Raw genomic sequence first — 18,251 nt, forward strand, 5'->3', positions numbered from 1 at the left:
CCGCCCTATATCGACAGGCTTTCGAGTTCAGCCGTTAGATTCTCGTCAAACTTCTCTTCCAGACAGTCATCCATGAGTTCATTCCAAGTTTGCTCATTCCAGAGTTCAAACTTGTTGCCTTGCCCGGTCATCACCATGCTTTTGTCGAGGCCGGCGAATTCACGCAGTTTGGCTGGCAGCAAAATACGACCATTACCATCCATTTCACATTCTGTGGCATTACCGAGCAGCATTCTTTTCAAACGACGGACTTGTGGATTCAAACTGGGGAGCGCAGTGAGCTTTTGTTCAACTAGTTCCCATTCGGGCAGTGGATATAACTGTAGACAGTGATCAGAATGATCGATGGTGACAATCAGACGGCCTTCACAACAGACGTCAAGATGCTTGCGGAACTTGGCTGGTATCGCCATCCGCCCTTTGGCATCCAGATTGAATGTTGCCACGCCTCGAAACACTTGCCGCCCTCAAAAAAATTGATCCACTTAGATCCACTTTTCCCCACTTGTCGACACTATAGGATTGCAAATGCATGAAGTCAAGCATCTGGATCAACAAAATCCTCTTTTTATGACAAGGACTTAGCGACATTTGGCAAAAGTGGGAGAAAAGTCTGTGAAGGCAGTGTCAAGGACATGTTCTTTATCAAAACTGTGGCTGATGAACTTAAAGTAAATTCTAGCTGTTGAGACTTTTTGCTATTCGTTCCAGGATGGCTTCAGAGAATAATTGGTCAACAGATTCATCGCCAACAGATCGCCATTGGCATAATCAGGCGCCGATTATACCTATCTGCCACAACAAAATAAGACTTTTCAGACGGAATCGATATTGAGCTTTTCTCTTCCCCCTCGCCCCGAAAAAGCCGGGGCTAGCTCCTTTTTTAAATCGGACTGGTAAATTCCTATAAAAGGCATATACTTGATTCTTAAGAGCAAATTATTTTTGCAGCGTGAACGCCAATGATGGCTTCACCCTCGATGCAAGGAGAGTGCTATGTGCCGACGACTGCATCTTTTCTGTCTCGCTCTTGTTCTGCCCCCCGCGCCGCTCCTGGCGCTGGAATTCAACATGCCTACTGGTGTGACCGACACCAGTCAATCCGTTTTCAACCTGCACATGACCATTTTCTATATCTGCCTGGCAATCGCCGTGGTGGTTTTCGGCGTCATGCTGTGGTCGATATATCATCATCGAAAGTCGCGGGGGCATGAGGCGGCCCAGTTCCATGGCAATATTCTGGTTGAAGTCATCTGGACCACCATTCCTTTCCTGATTCTGGTGGCCATCGCTATCCCCTCCACCATTACCCTCGGTGATCTCTATGACGCCAGTGAGTCGGATATCGATATCCAGGTCACGGGTCATCAGTGGAAGTGGCATTACAAATACATCGGTGAAGATGTCGACTTTTTCAGCGTGCTGGCAACGCCACGTGAAGAGATCGAAAACCGCAAAAAGAAAAACCCCAACTACCTGCTGGAAGTGGATAACCCCGTTGTCGTACCGGTTCACAAAAAAGTCCGCTTTCTGTTTACTTCCAATGATGTGATTCATGCCTGGTGGGTGCCGGATCTGGCGATCAAAAAAGATGCCATTCCAGGCTTTATCAACGAGTCATGGACCCGCATCAAGGAACCCGGTGTGTATCGAGGGCAATGTGCTGAACTCTGCGGCAAACATCATGCTTTCATGCCGATTGAAGTGAAAGCCGTCACCGAGTCGGAATATGAGACCTGGCTGGCCGACCAGAAAGCCGCGCAGCAAGCCGCTGTCGCTGCTGCTGACAAAGACTGGAGCCTGGAAGAGCTGGTCAATACCGGTGCCACGGTCTACGAGAAAAACTGTGCTGCCTGTCACCAGGCGGATGGCTCCGGTATGCCGCCGACATTCCCGGCGCTGGACGGTAGCAGCATCGTTCAGGGTGAAAAACTGGACCATATGAAGATCGTGACCAACGGCCGGGTGGAGAAAGGCATGCCGGCTTTCGGCAAACAACTCACCGCCGTCGATATTGCCGCAGTCATCACCTTTGAACGCAACAGTTGGGGCAACAAGACCGGTGATAGGGTCACCCCTGCCGAAATACAGGACCTGATGGATAAACAGTGAGGTCGTTATGAGCGCACACGCAGAGACGATGCATCACGGACCAGCCAAGGGCTTTAGCCGCTGGATACTGACCACCAACCACAAGGATATCGGGACACTGTATCTGGTATTCAGTCTGATCATGCTGTTTATCGGCGGCACCATGGCCTTTGTGATTCGGGCGGAATTATTCCAGCCGGGCCTGCAATTGGTGATGCCGGAATTCTTCAACCAGATGACGACCATGCATGGCCTTATCATGATATTCGGTGCCGTGATGCCGGCCTTCGTCGGTCTCGCTAACTGGCAGGTGCCGCTGATGATAGGCGCCCCCGATATGGCCCTGCCACGGCTCAACAATTTCAGCTTCTGGATATTACCGTTTGCCTTTGCGATGTTGCTGTCGACATTATTCATGCCGGGCGGCGCGCCTGACTTTGGCTGGACTTTCTATGCGCCTTTATCGACCACTTATGCCCCGCCCAGTGTGACTTTCTTTGTGTTTGCCGTGCATATGATGGGGATTTCTTCGATTCTCGGCGCCATTAACGTCATCGTCACCATTTTCAATATGCGGGCACCGGGCATGAAAATGATGGATCTGCCGCTGTTCGTCTGGAGCTGGCTGATCACTGCCTTTCTTTTGATAGCGGTCATGCCGGTCCTGGCTGCGGTTGTAACTATGGTGCTGATGGATGTGCATTTCGGCACCAGTTTCTTCAGTGCGGCCGGCGGTGGCGATCCGGTGCTGTTCCAGCATGTGTTCTGGTTCTTCGCGCATCCCGAGGTTTACATCATGGTGCTGCCGGCATTCGGCGTGATTTCAGAAATCATCCCCACTTTCGCCCGCAAACCCCTGTTTGGTTACCGGGCCATGGTGCTTGCCACGGTGGCTATCGCTTTCCTGTCTTTTATCGTCTGGGCTCACCATATGTTTACCGTTGGCATGCCGCTCGCGGGTGAACTGTTTTTCATGTACACCACGATGCTGATAGCCGTGCCGACCGGGGTTAAGGTGTTTAACTGGATAAGCACCATGTTCAAAGGATCGATGACCTTTGAAACACCGATGCTGTTTGCGATCGCCTTTATCGTGCTGTTTACCATCGGTGGGCTGTCAGGCCTGATGCTTGCCATTGCACCGGCTGACTTTCAGTATCACGACACCTATTTTGTCGTCGCTCATTTTCATTATGTGCTGGTACCCGGTTCTGTGTTTGGCATCATCGCTGCCGTCTATTACTGGCTGCCCAAGTGGAGCGGCAAAATGTATGACGAGAAACTGGGGCAATGGCATTTCTGGCTGTCCTTTATCGGTGTCAATCTGACATTCTTCCCGATGCACTTTGTTGGTCTCGCCGGCATGCCAAGACGGATTCCCGATTATGCCCTGCAATTTGCTGATTTTAATATGCTGACCAGTCTCGGTGCCTTCCTGTTTGGCACCACCCAGCTGCTGTTTGTTTATATCCTGATTAAAACCGTACGCAGTGGTAAAAAAGCTGAGCAATTGCCCTGGGAAGGTGCCCGCGGACTGGAATGGAGTGTGCCGACACCGGCCCCGTACCATACCTTTACTACCCCGCCGGATCTGGAGCGAAAATGAAACACTGGCTCAAACCTTCAAGCCCCAGTGGTCTGATTCTCATCGTGGTGCTGATGTTCGGCTTCGGCTTTGCGCTGGTCCCACTTTATGATGTGTTTTGCGAAGTCACCGGCCTGAACGGTAAAACCAAAGGCGCCTATCAGGGGGACATCAATGCCCTGGCTGCCAATTCAGACCGGACCATCACGGTCCAGTTTGTTGCCAATCGCAATGACAATTTACCCTGGGGCTTCTACCCGGAACAGGAAGAAATCAAACTGACTGTAGGTGAACGTAAACAGATCCATTTTTCAGTCAACAACAGCTATAACCGGGCGGTGGTCGCACAGGCTATACCCAGTGTATCTCCACCTCAGGCGGCCGATTACCTCAATAAAATCGAATGTTTCTGTTTCCAGCGTCAGCCGCTTGCGGCCGGCGAAGCCAAACAGTTTCCATTGGTGTTTTTTGTTGATCCTGCACTACCGGAGGAGATCAGCAAGCTGACCTTATCCTATACCTTGTTTGATATCAGTGAGCGCGACGCGAGCGGCGTCGACTAGCGCTGTCATTTAGGGAGGAACTCATTATGGCCCAACATTCCGCCTACTATGTTCCACCACAAAGTCACTGGCCGATTATCGGTGCTGTCGGACTGTTTCTGACCCTTGGCGGTGCCGCCGCCCTGATTTATTCGCTGCAACAGGAGAGCGACAGCCTGCTGGCGCAGATTATGCTCAACTCAGGCGCTTTGATCCTGGCAGGCATGATGATTGGCTGGTTTGCAGCAGTGATTGCTGAATCACGCCAGGGTCTTTATTCAGCGCAGATGGACCGCTCCTTCCGTTACGGGATGTCCTGGTTTATTTTCTCCGAAATCATGTTCTTTTTTGCCTTCTTCGGCGTGCTGTTTTACATCCGGGTGTTTGCCGTGCCCTGGCTGGATGGTGAGGGTGATAAAGGCCTGGCCAGCATGCTCTGGCCGCAGTTTCAGGCCTCATGGCCGCTGATGCAGGCCCCCAACCCGGAGCAGTTTCCACCCATCCGGGAAGTCATCAATCCCTGGCACATACCGCTGATTAATACGGTGTTACTGGTCGGCTCAAGCTTTACCCTGCTCGCGGCTCACAAAGCCCTGAAACGTGAAGACAGACCCAAGCTGAAAGGCTGGCTCAGCCTGACTATTGTCTTGGGCCTGACTTTCCTGGGTCTGCAGATCTATGAATATATTCATGCCTACACTGAACTGGATCTGACCCTGAAGTCCGGTATTTACGGGGCCACGTTTTTCATGCTGACCGGTTTTCACGGTGCCCACGTCACCATCGGCAGCATTATTTTACTGGTGTTGCTGTTCCGAGTGTTTCAGGGTCACTTTACCCCGGACAAGCATTTCGGCTTTGAAGCCGGCGCCTGGTACTGGCACTTTGTCGATGTGGTCTGGATTTTTCTATTCACCACTGTTTATTTGCTATAGGAAGCCCGATTCAAGGAGATTTTGTGACAGCACAACGACTGCTTCAGACTAGGTTTCAGGGCGCATTCACATTGCGTCCGGCTTATCTGCTATTTGCCGCATTCGCGATCAGTCTGTGTCTGTTTCTCTCCCATTGGCAGTGGCAAAGAGCCCAGGCCGCTGAAGCACGCTACCAGGTCTACCTGCAGCAACAAAATCAGCCACCCGCATTACTTTCTCAGGACTTGCCTGAATTCCAGCGGGTCGAGACGAGGGGGACTATCGAAAACCTGTTCCTGCTGGACAACCAGATATATCAGGGACAGGTTGGTTGGCATGTACTCGGTCTGTTGAGAAGTCAGCAGGGTCCAATACTGGTCAACCTCGGCTGGACAGCTAAAACAGAAACGAAACCATCGCTGACAGCGTTTAGTGATATCAACAGGCTCACAGGCCGAATCAAAACACCGGAGCCCGGCTTGATGCTGGCAGAGGCCAGAGAAGATCCTGCCTGGCCCGGGGTTTTACAGCAAATCGAGATCCCGTTGCTTAGTCAGCATCTGAATATCAAGCTGTTGCCCTATGTTATCTATGCCGATCCGGCACCGGTCGGGCTGGTTGCCGTTGATGCTGCACCTGAAAACAAATATCCGATGCACGCGGGTTATGCAGTGCAATGGCTGCTTATCGGCCTTGCCTGCGGCATCATCACAGTGATTGCCAGTCGCCGGAGGGAATCATGACACAAAAGCCATGGCTATTCAGAATCATCTGGCTGATCGCTTTATTGCCATTGCTCTTTGCCTGGGGGCTGGCTTTAATCGGTAATAAGCTGCCACTGGATACCAAAAATAATGGCGAATTAATGCCGGCAGGCATGACTGTGCCTCAGCAGCTCTCTGACGAGCTGGACGGCAAGTGGGGGCTCTTGATGCTCAGTCAGCAATGCAATAACGGTTGTGCCGAGCAGTTACACCGCTTGCAGCAATTACACACGGCAATGGGTTCAGACCTGAAACGGGTTCAGCCTTTATGGCTTTCAAGTGACATGGGCAAGGACCGACCCGATAACGTCAACTTCGAACAAGTCCGCTCAGTCACTGCACCAGCGTTGATTGACTGGTTTAATCAAAATCAGCTTGACTGGCAGGATCACAGCTTCTGGCTGGTTGATCCGGCAGGGAATCTGGTGATGCGTTTTGCACCCGATTTGAACGGCCAAAAAATTCTGGCCGATATCGACTGGTTACTCAAGGCTTCACATATCGGATAGGGCTATGTCACTCAAGTCTCTCGCCAACCTCGCATTTGCCCTCGCCTTCATCGTGGTCACCCTCGGTGCCCTGACCCGATTGCTGGATGCCGGGCTCGGCTGCCCTGACTGGCCGGGCTGCTATGGTCAACTGCTACCGCCGGCAGAGCATGAGAAGCATCTTTTCAGCGGCCTTGATACCGGCAAGGCCTGGATGGAAATGATTCACCGTTACGCAGCGGGCTTACTGGGTCTGATTATCCTGCTAATCATGATACGGGTGGAAAGAGACCCGGGAGCCAGCCCGCGCAGTCTCTGGCTGAGCCGCGGCCTGCTTGCACTGGTTATCGCCCAGGCCCTGTTTGGCATGTGGACAGTGACCATGAAACTGCAACCCCAGATTGTCACCATTCACCTGCTGGGCGGCATGATACTTCTCGCCTTACTCTGGCGGCTGCGTAAGCAGTTTTATCCTCTGGACAGGGTGACTATTCCAGCGACCCTGAAAAACTTAGTGAGCACAGTGATCATACTCACTTTCTTTCAGATCAGCCTGGGTGGCTGGACCAGCAGTCAGTATGCCGGTCTGGCGTGTACCGACTTCCCTACCTGTCAGGGGCAATGGCTGCCGGCAGCGCCCTTAAAAGAGGCCTTTAACCTGACAGCGTTTATCGATCAAAGTCACGAAGGCGGTCTGCTATCAGCTGCAGCAAGACAAAGCATTCAGGTGGTGCATCGTTTTTTTGCGATGATATTGACCCTGTGTCTTATCAGCCTATGCATCGCTTTATGGCGCTATACGATGCTCAGAATGCAGATCTGTCTACTCCTGTTTCTGACCACATTGCAGATCGCACTGGGCATTGCTAACGCACTGCTGATGCTGCCCCTGACTCTGGCTCTCGCTCATAACACCGGTGCCGCCTTGCTGATGCTGTGTCTGCTTGATCTTCATCAGCGATTGAAACCGGCTGCCAGCGGTATTGCCCACCGCCGAACTTCTGTCTCACAAACTACGGGGTGACGCCATGCAAAACTCTATTGTCACAACGCCTGCTTTACACCGTGCCAACTGGAAAGATTACCTGGCACTGTGCAAACCCAAAGTCGTACTGCTGATGCTGCTGACTGCCCTGGTCGGCGCATTACTGGCACCAGGCTGGCCCGACCCGGGCGTTTTGACCATCGCCGTTATCGGCATTGCGTGTTGTGCGGCCAGTGGCGCTGCCATTAACAACCTGATTGATCACAAGCTGGATGCCACCATGGCCCGGACCCGTCAGCGGCCGGTGGTGACCGGTCATCTCACGCCACTTCAGGCGCTCACTTTTGCCTTGATTTTGGCAGCGTCGGGGCTTTTGCTGCTGTGGTTTCTGGTCAATCCGGTCATCATGTGGCTGACGCTGTTTGCTTTGATTGGTTATGCCGTGATTTACACACTGTTTCTGAAACGGGCAACACCGCAGAATATCACCATCGGCGGACTCGCCGGTGCCATGCCTCCATTACTGGGCTGGACTGCAGTAAGCGGACAAATTGATCCCAATGCCCTGTTGCTGGTGCTGATCATCTTTGTCTGGACACCGCCCCACTTCTGGGCCCTGGCATTGCATAAAAAAGAGGAATATGCCGGTGCCAACGTGCCTATGCTACCGGTCACCCACGGCGAAGCCTTCACCCGAGTTCAGATCCTGCTTTATAGTCTGTTGCTGTTCGCCTGCACGCTACTACCGTTCGTCACCGGCATGAGCGGTTGGCTGTATCTGACTGGTGTTCTACTACTGAATGCCTATCAATTCCGGGGCGTGAAACATTTGTTTGATGCACAGGATCCGCTCGCTGCCTGGCGTCTGTTCAAGTATTCAATTCAGTACTTGATGTGGCTGTTCCTGCTGTTGCTGGTCGACAGCATGATATTCGGCTAAGCGCTTGAAGATCCCTAAAAAAGGGCATAAAGTGAAACTGAAGCGGTCCTTGATGTTAATGCTCAGTTAACGACCACAAGGAGGTCTGCTATGTACCATCATCATCGTAAGCACTTCTGGGGGCTTTTCACCGTTCCACGTGTCGAGTGGAAATCAATCAGTGACGAAAATCTCGATATTACGCAGTTCGGTATCTTGCGTATGGTCATTCTGGCTGCAGTGCCGGCAGTGGCTTTTTTGATAGGTATTAATCAGGTTGGCTGGAGTCTGGCCGGTAGTGAGTTCAACAAGGTCGTGCTGGCCGATGCCCTGCCAATGGCAGTGGCATTTTATATACTGATTATCACCTTTACTTCAATGATGGCCTATTTCACCTTTGCCATGGAAAGAGCCTTTGGTGAAGAAGCCAGTTTTGGACGTTGCCTGTTATTTACCACCTACACTGCAACACCCATGTATATGGCGGGTCTGATTGGTTTTGTACCGATCGTCTGGCTGGCTATGCTGGTGCTACTGTTATCGGTCTGCTACAGCCTCTATCTGTTGTATCTGGGGATTCCCATTTATATGAATATTGATGAGGGTAAAGGCTATGTAGTCTCGACCTCAATTATTTCTGCAGGATTGTGCATGCTGGTTGTATTTAACGTACTGACAGTGATCATCTGGAGTACCATCGTCGTATAACTACTGTCATCACACTGATGCGCTATTCTGCACCTGCGTTCTGAGCAGGCGCAGAATAGTGTTGATCCTGCAGGGTTGCTCTAATTGTGATTGAAATCAATGACTGGCTCTGTATCAATGGTACTGTATGTGTTTGCGAGATCGCCGCAGACGAAGGCTCTGAGCAATGGATACCGACAATCACAATACGTCTCCCAATAGCGACCTCATTGAAGATCTCGAAAAATATAAACTGCTAACCGGTTCAATACCGGTCTCTCTATTTATCAGCACCTGTCTCGCGGTCATTATGGCGACTGTTCTCGATGATCAGGTTAACTACGGTACGCTGCTCTCATGGCTGATCATACTGGTGAGCCTTCACATCATCCGCTTACTGGTCTTTTACCAATTCAACCGCTCAGTGAGCATTGATCACCAACAGATTCAACTACATCTTCAATTTTTCAGGTTTGGCACATTGATGTCCGGTCTGATCTGGGGTTGGGCGGGATTTTTCTTTTCTCAGCAGGTTGAGTTGAGTTACCAATTGTTTATCACCTTCACTCTGGGCGGTCTGGTGGTGGGTGCGACTTCATCGCTTGCCACCGACAGAGTGGCTGTGGTCAGTTTTATTATGGCAACCATATTACCCAACAGCCTCCATTACTTCATTGCTGGCAATGAACTGCCGTTGGCAATGGGCCTGATGCTGATGTTGTTTGCCGGTTTCATGCTTAATACGGGACGCTTACAGGGAACCAGCCTGCACGAGAACCTGAATCTCAGAATTCGAGCCAGACAAGATGCCAGCCAGTTCCGTGAAGTATTGAATTTCAGTCCGGTCGCGGTCAGCATTTTCAGCCTGAGTGATGAGCAGACACTCTACGTTAACAGGCGTTATCTGGAGTTGTTCAGTCGCAGTTTTAAACCTTTCGATACTAAAAAACGGGCCGGGTTCGCCATCGAAGAAACGCAGATTGAATCTATCAAAGAACGATTGCAGCGAAATCAAACGGTTTCCAATCTGTTACTCAAGGTCACGTCGAGTCATTCAGAGGAGGTGAAGTGGTGCATCGGCTCTTTTCTGAAGGTGAATTACCTTAACACGCCTTCAATCCTGGCCTGGTTCTACGACATCACTGACCGGATTGAGATGGAACAGAAAATCCGCCATCTCGCCTATCATGATTCTCTGACCGATTTACCCAACCGTACTTTGTTCGAGGATAGGCTGAGTCTGGCGCTGAAGTATGCGTCTCGAAATCAGCTGCGACTGGGCGTTTTATTCATCGATCTGGATGGATTCAAAGCGATCAATGACAGCTATGGACATGATGTTGGGGATTTGTTGCTAAAGGCCGTATCTGAGCGTATCACCTCATTATTACGGCTATCTGACACACTCTCCCGTGTTGGCGGTGATGAATTCGTCGTTCTGCTACCGGAAATCGACAGCATTGATGACGGTCTGCATGTTGCCGAGAAACTACTGACAGCATTAGCGCTGCCAATAGATATCGATGATTACAAGCTTCAGGTTTCAGCCAGTATTGGCCTTGCCCTCTATCCCGAACATGGTGATGACGATCAGACCTTGCTGAAAAAGGCCGATATCGCGATGTACGAAGCCAAGAAACGTGGTAAAAATACGGTGCGGGTATACCAGTCTGAAAACGGAAATACTTCAACTCAGAGATAGAAAATAAGGTTGAGACGACCATAAGCCGGGTTCTGTCGAGGACAATCATTCATCTGGGACTGATGTCACCATCAGCCTCAAGCAACCTACCCGGGAACAGTGCGGGTCGCACATGATGTTCCCCTATTTGGTCTTGCTCCAGGTGGGGTTTACCCTGCCACTTCTGTTACCAGAAGCGCGGTGCGCTCTTACCGCACCCTTTCACCCTTACCGGCTTGCCTAGACAAACCGGCGGTATACTCTCTGTTGCACTGGCCGTAGGCTCACGCCTCCCAGGTGTTACCTGGCACCTTACCCTGTGGAGCCCGGACTTTCCTCACCTGCCGTGGCAGGCGCGATTGTCTGGTCGTCTCAAGCCGGCTATTTTACCCCAGCGCGTTTATTTCTGCTGTAATTTCAATGCCAGCTGATAAGCCTCGTTCTTGCTGCCACCGGTGATGCCGGCAGTGATGGCCGCAGCTTTTTTCACTGGTAGCGCCGGCAGCAACAGTGCCAGTACACGCTGCATTTCCTGTTCGTCAGCCGAAACCACATCAGACGCGCCCTCAATCAGCAGCACACATTCACCGCGCTGTTGATTGGCATCCGCCGCTACCCATTCCTCCAGCGCAATGAGCCGACGGGTTTCAATCGTTTCATGAATCTTGGTCAGTTCCCGTGCCAGACAGGCACGGCGCTGATCCCCAAAAATCTCAACACAATCCTTGAGGGTGTCGAGGAGACGACGGGGACTTTCATAAAAGATCAACGTTCGCTGTTCGTTTTTAAGCTGTGACAGTTGCTGACGACGAGCACCGGCCTTGGCTGGCAGAAAGCCCTCAAAACTGAATCGATCAGAGGCGATACCCGAGGCAGATAACGCCGAAATCAGCGCACAACTGCCCGGTACAGGAATGACCTGAATTCCCTGAGATTTGACCAGCGACACCAGTCGGTAGCCCGGGTCACTGATAAGCGGCGTACCCGCATCACTGATCAGCGCTATCGAGTCACCGGCCTGCAGGCGTTGCACTAACAACTCACTGCGTTGCTGTTCGTTATGTTCGTGCAATGACTGCAGTGGTGTGGTGATCGCAAAATGCTGCAGCAAAGGCTTGCTGTGACGCGTATCTTCTGCCGCGATAAGATCTACCGCTTTCAGTGTATCGATGGCGCGCTGAGAAAAGTCATTCAGATTGCCGATGGGCGTCGCCACTACGTACAATTGCCCGGCTTGTGAAGCAGTCACAATTTTTCCTTAATTCAATGTGTAATTGTGGTCGTAATATACGCGAACAGGTAAGATGATGCTTCCATGATAACAACACAGACATCTGATATGCCTCTCAATCGCTTGTTGCTGTTACCGGCCATTATGCTCCTGTTTCTGATGACCGCTTGTCAGCCCGTCCAGGGCCCCCTGGGCAAGGCCCGCCCCACTCAAATAGAGACAGTCACAGCAGAAACGGAAGGTCAGTATCAACAGGCAGCAGAACAATATCTGCAACTGGCCGCCGACCATGAAGGCGAACGTCAGGCACTGTACTTGCTGCGAGCCGCCGAACTGTTCTGGCAGACGGGCCAGGTTGAACAGGCCAGCTCAGCCCTGCAACAAGTCAAGACAGCGCTGCTCAGTGACGCTAAACGCTATGTCGCAGCCACCCTCGGTGCAGAAATTGCACTCTACAACAGTCAGGGCGAAGCCGCTTTGGCCGCGATGGCGGACATCGACACTAGCAGTCTCAACGCTGAAGACCGCGTCAAACTGCTGCAACTGCGTTCTGACGCCTACACGCTGACCAGTAACTGGCTGGAGAAAGCCAATGCCCACTTAGCACTGGAAAAACTGCTGAGTGATGAGGCGGCTATAGAACAAAACCGTAATACGCTGTGGCAGGCATTGATGCAAATGACACCACAGGCACTGGATTTATATAACCCGGGCTACCCACCAGCGGATGACAGCGGCTGGTTTGCTCTCGCTTACGCCATCAAGGCCTATCAGGATAACCCTGAAGCACTGGCTGTCGCGCTCGAAGACTGGCGTCGCACGTACCCCAATCATCCTGCGGACCCTTCGCTGTATAAGGAGAGCATCAAAACCAGCGGCACTACACTGCCGCAACAGCTTGGTGATATTGCCGTGATGCTGCCAGCAGAGGGGCCCTTCATTGAGGCTGCCCGTGCTATCAAACAAGGTATCATTGCCGCGCACTTTGCCAGCGGTGCCAGTAGTCAACTGCATTTTCTGGATGTCAAAACTGATCCTTACTCTGGCCGCAGTAATGTTGATCAGCTCTATCAGGAGGCAGTCTCGCGCGGTGCAGGTGTGGTCATTGGTCCGCTACAAAAAGCTTCTGTCGAAGCGGTGGCCAAACTGTCTGAACTGCCGGTTCCAGTGCTGGCGCTGAATCGTATTGATCCCGTACTCAGTCGCCCCAACCTTTTCCAATTCGGCCTGGCCCCGGAAGATGACGCTATGGCGGTCGCCGACTTTGCCCGCCGTAAAGGCTATCAGCATGCCGTCATTCTCGCACCTCAGGGAGAATGGGGTGAGCGTGTTGCCAGTGCCTTCAGTTCAGCCTGGCGCGAACAGGGTGGTAATGTTTTATCCCTAGCCAGTTATAACGAATCAGATAATGATTTCCGTGACACCCTGATACCTCTCATGGGCCTTGATGTCAGCGAACAGCGTTATCAGGCATTGAAGCGCGTACTGGGTCGCTCAATGGAGTTTGAACCGCGACGTCGCCAGGATATCGACTTCCTGTTTCTGGTTGCGAGACCGCTGAAAGCCCGTCAACTGGTGCCTCAACTAAAATTCCATCGCAGCGGTAACCTGCCACTGATTGCGACCTCACACGCTTACAGTGGTCAACCGGATCCACAACAGGATATCGATCTCAATGAATTAGTCATTACTGACATTCCCTGGATGTTTGCCAGCGAAAGTAATCAGGATGAGGCTTATCAGGCGGTACAAAATCAGACAGAGGGTCAGCCCGGAGGCCTGTTCAGGCTCTATGCCATGGGCGTAGATGCCTATCGCCTGATTCCGGAGCTGAATCAACTCAGCCGGGATCCGCAACAGGTATATCAGGGTGCCACCGGTGTTTTGTCTATTAACGACACTGGCCGTGTTGAGCGTGACATGCGTTGGGGCCAATTCAAACAGGGCCATTTGCAGAGCCTGCCGTGACATGTTGTTTGCCAGGGACAAGGGCACAGAAGTTGAAACAGCAGTCTGCCGTTATCTCCAGCAGCAGGGGTTGAAACTGCTGACCCGTAATTATCATAGCCGCGGTGGTGAGATTGACCTCATTATGCAACATGGTAATGTGCTGGTGTTTGTAGAAGTGCGTTTTCGCCGCAGTGCCGCTTTTGGCAGTGCCGCGGAATCGGTGACCAGGACCAAGCAGTTACGGTTGATTCATACCGCCGAACAGTACCTGCAGCGGCATCGTGTTCAACATGACAGTTGCCGGTTTGATGTGGTTGGCGTCAGCCTCGCAGACGATGGTTACCGGATGCAATGGATTCAGAACGCCTTTGAACAAGGCTAATAGCAAGCGGTCTATAAAGACCGCACAACAACAAATTATATTTATGTGAGGATTGCTCAGTATGAATAAGCTCAAACATCTCGCCTGGATGGTTGTCCCTGTCCTGTTGATTCAGGGCTGTGCACCGGCCGTTGTCGGTGGTGCTGCTACCGGTGCTGCCGTAGCTTATGACCGCCGAACCACCGGAACAGTGATTGATGATCAGGGCATTGAATTTAAAGCTGCTTATGCGCTGTTTAACAATAAGGAAATCTACGATCAGAGTCATATCAATGTCACCAGCTTCAATGGTGTTGTATTGCTAACGGGTGAAACGCCCAGCGAATCTCTAAAGCAGAAAGCCACTGCCGAGGTCAAACAGATCCCTAAAGTCAGGCGGATTCATAATGAGCTGGCTATTGCCGCGCCCAGCGCTCTGCCCTCGCGCAGTACCGATACCTGGATCACTTCCAAAATCAAAGCCAAAATGGCAACCGATGAGCGAATCGATCCTTTTCACATCAAGGTCGTCACTGAACGTGGCATCGTTTATCTGTTGGGGCTGGTCAGCCGATCTGAAGCACAACAGGCAGTGGATCTGGTGACCAATACCGCCGGCGTTCAGCGTGTGGTTAAAATATTCGAATACACTGACTGAGTTCATCAGTGAGACAAACAGAAAAGGCTCCCGAGGGAGCCTTTTTTATTGAGCCTAGAATGGTTTCACCACTGCGAGAATAATCACCGCAATCAGCAATAGTACCGGGAATTCATTAAACCAGCGGTAGAAGCGGTGACTGCGCTGATTATTGTCAGCAGCGAACTGCTTGAGCATACGACCACAGATACCATGGTAGGCAAACAGCAGAATAACCAGTGTCAGCTTGGCATGCAGCCAGCCCATTGAGGCTATCTGCTCCAGGGAATAAAAACTCAACAGCCAGACACCGAATATCAGGGTTAGCAGTGCACTGGGCGTCATAATGCCGCGGTAGAGTTTCCGTTCCATGATTTTAAACCGGGCGTTACCGGCTTCATCATCACACAGTGCGTGATAGACAAATAACCTGGGCAGATAAAATAAAGCGGAAAACCAGGTCACGATAAAGATCAGATGGAAGGCTTTGACCCACAGCATGATTTACTCCTGTGACGAAAACAGTGATAGTATCAAATCAAGCAACCTGGGAGTGGATAAAATGACCGATGACGCAACACAGGAAAGACGTCGTTTCAGCCGCATTCCATTTGACGCCATCGCCCATATCAAAACTGCAGACGGCGATGAATTTCTTAATTGCTCGGTACTGGATGTCTCACTGAAAGGACTGCTGATCATCAAACCGGGACAATGGCAGGCCCGGCTGGGACAGTCCTGTACCGTGGACTTATTACTGCAGCAGGGCGAAGTCGTGATCGAAATGCACGCGACCGTTGCCCACGTTGATGATGATAGTATCGGCTTTGAATCCTATGAAATGGATCTGGACAGCATCACCCATCTCAAACGGCTGATGGAACTCAATCTCGGTGATGAGGGTTTATTACACCGCGAACTTTCGGCGCTGATAGAGAAAGACTAGCCGGTGGCGTCTCTGAGCGCGCTGATGACTTCCGACAAATGCCTTACCGGCGTCACTTTCATCTCTTTCATGGTCTTGCGCGGCGCGTTGGCTGCAGGAACGATGGCATGGCTGAAGCCATGCTTGCTGGCATCGCGGATCCGTTCTTCGCCAGCCTGAACCGGGCGGATTTCGCCGGTCAAGCCAACTTCACCAAACAGCACCCAGTCACGGGGCAAAGCCCGGTTTCTGAGGCTGGAAATGATGGCCGCCAACACAGCGAGATCGGCACCGGTTTCGCTGAGCTTCACACCGCCCACGACATTGATGAACACATCCTGATCATGACAGGTTATACCACCATGACGGTGCAGAATCGCCAGCAACATGGCCAGTCGGTTCTGCTCCAGACCAACAGTGACCCGACGCGGATTACCCAGCGGACTGCTGTCGACCAGGGCCTGCACCTCCACCAGCATCGGCCGGCTGCCTTCACGAATCACAGTGACCACACTACCCGGCACTGACTCCTCACCACGGGAGAGGAAAATCGCCGAAGGGTTACTGACTTCTTTCAGTCCCAGTTCGGTCATGCCGAATACGCCCAATTCATTGACCGCGCCAAAGCGGTTTTTCACCGCGCGAAGAATGCGGAAACGGGTCGAGGTATCGCCCTCAAAATAGAGCACGGTATCCACCATATGCTCCAATACCCTCGGCCCCGCTAACGCCCCTTGTTTGGTGACATGGCCCACCAGAATCATCGTGGTGCCGCTGGACTTGGCATAACGCACCAGTTGCGCCGCACTCTCCCGGACCTGAGCGACGGTACCCGGGGCCGACTGTAACTGCTCGGTAAACACAGTCTGGATAGAGTCTATTACCATCACCTGGGGCTTACGCTGCTCGGCGGTCGCGACCATCTGCTCAGCATGGGTTTCAGCCAGCAATTCCAGCGGCGCCTGTTCCAGTTGCAGTCTCTCAGCCCGCAGCCGGATTTGCTGTAAAGACTCTTCCCCACTGATGTAAAGCGGTTTGATCCCACTGCTGTCAGCCATAGTGGCCATAGCCTGCAACAACAAGGTCGATTTACCAATACCCGGATCACCGCCTATCAGTACAACCGAGCCGGTGACCAGTCCACCCCCCAGTACGCGGTCCAGTTCCGGTAAACCGGTGGTCCAGCGGACAGCCTGTTCCGATTTCACCTCGGAAAGTGCCTGAACCTGTTTTTTTTGCTCGCCGGCATAGCCGGTGTGCCGCTGAATCGTGGCTTGCGAAGCGGAAGAAGCGCTCGCCTGAATTTCTTCCGTCAGGCTGTTCCAGGCGCCGCAATCATTGCAGCGTCCGGCCCATTGCGGTGTCTGCGCCCCACATTCCTTACACACATAGATGCGTTTAGCTTTAGCCATCTGACAACTCCCTGTGTACCCGACGACATATTACCGTGACCAGTTCGTAAGGGATGGTAGCAGCCAGTTGTGCCAATTGTTCTACCGGCAGCTCCGGCATACCCCAGAGAATCACTTCATCCCCGATCTCAGCCTGTTCGAGATTATTCAAGTTGAGACAAATCGTATCCATGGATATCCGTCCAACTACCGGTACTTTCTGTCCGCGCAGCCAGACTGCCGATTTGTTGGAAAGATGACGATTATAGCCGTCGCCATAGCCGATACTGGCGACACCGATCCGCGTTGGCACCTCGGCTGTCCAGTCACCACCGTAGCCTACCTCTTCGCCGGCATCGATATCGTAAACCGCAATCAGCTCTGTTTTGAGCTGCATCACAGGTTCAAGTCCCAGCTCTGTGCCGGTTTTATCTTCAAACGGGGAAATGCCGTATAACATCAGTCCCGGTCGAACCCAGTCGAGATGGGAATCAGGATAGGACATCACGGCTGCAGAATTGGCCATGCATACCGCCAGACCAAGCTCATCCCGCAGCGACTGCATCGGGGCCAGTTGTTGCTGATTGCGTTTATCCCCCACCAGGTCGGAATTAGCAAAATGACTCATCAAACCGATTTCATTCGTCAGGTTGCCACAGGCCTGCAGTATGGCCAGTGCTGCTGGCGCCTGAGCCGGGGCAATGCCAAGCCGATGCATGCCACTGTCGATCATCAGCCAGTTGAACGTTAATGGTTTTGGTAACGTGATGGTCTGCAGCAGCTGTATCTGACTGAAAAGATGAATCACTGGTGATAGTTGATACGCTGAAGCCGCGATAAAATCGGCTTCACTATTAACGCCTTCCAGCAATACGATAGGCTGTTTGACACCCTGCTGACGCAGCGCGATGCCTTCACTGAGCCGGGCAACCGCAAAGGCGTCGCTGTCTGCCAGGGCTTCGGCTACAGCCAGCACACCATGACCATAAGCATCGGCCTTGATCACACTCATCACCGCGCTATCCGGGGTGAACTCACGCACCCGGGCGAGATTATGACGTAAAGCAGCAAGATTGATGGCAGCGACGGGAAACGCCAAG

General features: G+C 52.2%; 19 protein-coding genes and 1 other RNA gene. 14 read left to right on the forward strand and 6 right to left on the reverse strand.

The annotated features are described in order from the left end of the window. Window positions 1-5: 5 nt before the first annotated feature. Window positions 6-458 carry a division/cell wall cluster transcriptional repressor MraZ gene (gene mraZ / locus OMQ46_RS13200; RefSeq protein ID WP_416234843.1) on the reverse strand — a complete coding sequence of 151 codons (453 nt, stop codon included), beginning with the start codon at window positions 456-458 and terminating at the stop codon, window positions 6-8. A 538-nt stretch (window positions 459-996) separates the two neighbouring features. Here mraZ and coxB point away from each other — a divergent pair. From coxB to OMQ46_RS13250, 10 genes are all read left to right on the forward strand, one after another. Next, the gene (gene coxB, locus OMQ46_RS13205) at window positions 997-2,112 is read left to right on the forward strand and encodes a cytochrome c oxidase subunit II (RefSeq protein WP_266237535.1); all 1,116 of its coding nucleotides are present in this window, start codon (window positions 997-999) and stop codon (window positions 2,110-2,112) included. 7 nt (window positions 2,113-2,119) lie between these two features. Further along, window positions 2,120-3,697, forward strand: coding sequence for a cytochrome c oxidase subunit I (gene ctaD, locus OMQ46_RS13210; protein WP_266237536.1), 1,578 nt, complete (start codon window positions 2,120-2,122; stop codon window positions 3,695-3,697). Next, the gene (locus OMQ46_RS13215) at window positions 3,694-4,239 is read left to right on the forward strand and encodes a cytochrome c oxidase assembly protein (RefSeq protein WP_266237538.1); all 546 of its coding nucleotides are present in this window, start codon (window positions 3,694-3,696) and stop codon (window positions 4,237-4,239) included. The genes ctaD and OMQ46_RS13215 overlap by 4 nt, the downstream gene beginning before the upstream one ends. A gap of 26 nt (window positions 4,240-4,265) precedes the next feature. Then, window positions 4,266-5,153: a cytochrome c oxidase subunit 3 gene (locus tag OMQ46_RS13220; RefSeq protein ID WP_266237541.1), complete on the forward strand. Its 888-nt coding sequence runs from the start codon at window positions 4,266-4,268 to the stop codon at window positions 5,151-5,153. 23 nt (window positions 5,154-5,176) lie between these two features. Continuing rightward, window positions 5,177-5,875: an SURF1 family protein gene (locus OMQ46_RS13225; protein ID WP_266237543.1), complete on the forward strand. Its 699-nt coding sequence runs from the start codon at window positions 5,177-5,179 to the stop codon at window positions 5,873-5,875. Next, entirely contained in the window at window positions 5,872-6,405 is a 534-nt protein-coding gene (locus tag OMQ46_RS13230; protein WP_266237561.1) for an SCO family protein, read from the forward strand. Before OMQ46_RS13225 ends, OMQ46_RS13230 begins: the two co-directional genes overlap by 4 nt. Before the next feature lie 4 nt (window positions 6,406-6,409). Continuing rightward, window positions 6,410-7,408 carry a COX15/CtaA family protein gene (locus OMQ46_RS13235; RefSeq protein ID WP_266237563.1) on the forward strand — a complete coding sequence of 333 codons (999 nt, stop codon included), beginning with the start codon at window positions 6,410-6,412 and terminating at the stop codon, window positions 7,406-7,408. Window positions 7,409-7,412: 4 nt separating this feature from the next. Continuing rightward, window positions 7,413-8,309 (forward strand): heme o synthase, encoded by an 897-nt coding sequence (cyoE, locus tag OMQ46_RS13240; protein ID WP_266237566.1) that lies wholly within the window; start codon window positions 7,413-7,415, stop codon window positions 8,307-8,309. Window positions 8,310-8,399: 90 nt separating this feature from the next. After that, window positions 8,400-8,996 (forward strand): Yip1 family protein, encoded by a 597-nt coding sequence (locus tag OMQ46_RS13245; RefSeq protein ID WP_266237568.1) that lies wholly within the window; start codon window positions 8,400-8,402, stop codon window positions 8,994-8,996. A gap of 166 nt (window positions 8,997-9,162) precedes the next feature. Further along, complete coding sequence (locus tag OMQ46_RS13250) at window positions 9,163-10,677, forward strand: GGDEF domain-containing protein (protein ID WP_266237570.1); 1,515 nt, start codon at window positions 9,163-9,165, stop codon at window positions 10,675-10,677. Between the two features lie 6 nt (window positions 10,678-10,683). Here the strand turns inward: OMQ46_RS13250 and rnpB are convergent. Then, an RNA gene (gene rnpB / locus OMQ46_RS13255) (RNase P RNA component class A) lies at window positions 10,684-11,031 on the reverse strand. A 25-nt stretch (window positions 11,032-11,056) separates the two neighbouring features. Further along, window positions 11,057-11,905: a 16S rRNA (cytidine(1402)-2'-O)-methyltransferase gene (rsmI, locus tag OMQ46_RS13260; protein ID WP_266237572.1), complete on the reverse strand. Its 849-nt coding sequence runs from the start codon at window positions 11,903-11,905 to the stop codon at window positions 11,057-11,059. Between the two features lie 66 nt (window positions 11,906-11,971). On the opposite strand from rsmI, the gene OMQ46_RS13265 reads away from it, so the two are divergent. From OMQ46_RS13265 to OMQ46_RS13275, 3 genes are all read left to right on the forward strand, one after another. Beyond that, a complete protein-coding gene (locus tag OMQ46_RS13265; RefSeq protein ID WP_266237574.1) occupies window positions 11,972-13,855 on the forward strand; it encodes a penicillin-binding protein activator in 1,884 nt (627 codons plus the stop codon). Between the two features lies 1 nt (window position 13,856). Next, window positions 13,857-14,219: a YraN family protein gene (locus OMQ46_RS13270; protein ID WP_266237577.1), complete on the forward strand. Its 363-nt coding sequence runs from the start codon at window positions 13,857-13,859 to the stop codon at window positions 14,217-14,219. A gap of 61 nt (window positions 14,220-14,280) precedes the next feature. Then, window positions 14,281-14,856, forward strand: coding sequence for a BON domain-containing protein (locus tag OMQ46_RS13275; RefSeq protein ID WP_266237579.1), 576 nt, complete (start codon window positions 14,281-14,283; stop codon window positions 14,854-14,856). A 54-nt stretch (window positions 14,857-14,910) separates the two neighbouring features. Here the strand turns inward: OMQ46_RS13275 and hemJ are convergent, their stop codons facing one another. Next, the gene (gene hemJ / locus OMQ46_RS13280; protein ID WP_266237580.1) at window positions 14,911-15,336 is read right to left on the reverse strand and encodes a protoporphyrinogen oxidase HemJ; all 426 of its coding nucleotides are present in this window, start codon (window positions 15,334-15,336) and stop codon (window positions 14,911-14,913) included. Window positions 15,337-15,397: 61 nt separating this feature from the next. On the opposite strand from hemJ, the gene OMQ46_RS13285 reads away from it, so the two are divergent. Beyond that, window positions 15,398-15,781 (forward strand): PilZ domain-containing protein, encoded by a 384-nt coding sequence (locus tag OMQ46_RS13285; RefSeq protein ID WP_266237581.1) that lies wholly within the window; start codon window positions 15,398-15,400, stop codon window positions 15,779-15,781. On the opposite strand, the gene radA is transcribed toward OMQ46_RS13285, so the two are convergent. Next, window positions 15,778-17,172: a DNA repair protein RadA gene (gene radA, locus OMQ46_RS13290; protein WP_266237584.1), complete on the reverse strand. Its 1,395-nt coding sequence runs from the start codon at window positions 17,170-17,172 to the stop codon at window positions 15,778-15,780. The two genes, OMQ46_RS13285 and radA, sit on opposite strands and share 4 nt — an antisense overlap. Next, on the reverse strand, window positions 17,165-18,250 hold the full coding sequence (gene alr / locus OMQ46_RS13295) for an alanine racemase (protein WP_266237585.1): 1,086 nt from the start codon (window positions 18,248-18,250) through the stop codon (window positions 17,165-17,167). Before alr ends, radA begins: the two co-directional genes overlap by 8 nt. Between the last annotated feature and the right edge of the window lies 1 nt (window position 18,251).

This window comes from Methylophaga sp. OBS1 (assembly GCF_026319365.1).

Coding starts and splice junctions, on each gene's coding strand:
- OMQ46_RS13235 (WP_266237563.1), top strand. CDS start 6,410: ATGTCACTCAAGTCTCTCGCCAACCTCGCATTTGCCCTCGCCTTCATC.
- OMQ46_RS13220 (WP_266237541.1), top strand. CDS start 4,266: ATGGCCCAACATTCCGCCTACTATGTTCCACCACAAAGTCACTGGCCG.
- OMQ46_RS13245 (WP_266237568.1), top strand. CDS start 8,400: ATGTACCATCATCATCGTAAGCACTTCTGGGGGCTTTTCACCGTTCCA.
- ctaD (WP_266237536.1), top strand. CDS start 2,120: ATGAGCGCACACGCAGAGACGATGCATCACGGACCAGCCAAGGGCTTT.
- OMQ46_RS13250 (WP_266237570.1), top strand. CDS start 9,163: ATGGATACCGACAATCACAATACGTCTCCCAATAGCGACCTCATTGAA.
- coxB (WP_266237535.1), top strand. CDS start 997: ATGTGCCGACGACTGCATCTTTTCTGTCTCGCTCTTGTTCTGCCCCCC.
- OMQ46_RS13215 (WP_266237538.1), top strand. CDS start 3,694: ATGAAACACTGGCTCAAACCTTCAAGCCCCAGTGGTCTGATTCTCATC.
- hemJ (WP_266237580.1), bottom strand. CDS start 15,336: ATGCTGTGGGTCAAAGCCTTCCATCTGATCTTTATCGTGACCTGGTTT.
- OMQ46_RS13275 (WP_266237579.1), top strand. CDS start 14,281: ATGAATAAGCTCAAACATCTCGCCTGGATGGTTGTCCCTGTCCTGTTG.
- OMQ46_RS13230 (WP_266237561.1), top strand. CDS start 5,872: ATGACACAAAAGCCATGGCTATTCAGAATCATCTGGCTGATCGCTTTA.
- OMQ46_RS13270 (WP_266237577.1), top strand. CDS start 13,857: ATGTTGTTTGCCAGGGACAAGGGCACAGAAGTTGAAACAGCAGTCTGC.
- cyoE (WP_266237566.1), top strand. CDS start 7,413: ATGCAAAACTCTATTGTCACAACGCCTGCTTTACACCGTGCCAACTGG.
- OMQ46_RS13265 (WP_266237574.1), top strand. CDS start 11,972: ATGATAACAACACAGACATCTGATATGCCTCTCAATCGCTTGTTGCTG.
- OMQ46_RS13285 (WP_266237581.1), top strand. CDS start 15,398: ATGACCGATGACGCAACACAGGAAAGACGTCGTTTCAGCCGCATTCCA.
- radA (WP_266237584.1), bottom strand. CDS start 17,172: ATGGCTAAAGCTAAACGCATCTATGTGTGTAAGGAATGTGGGGCGCAG.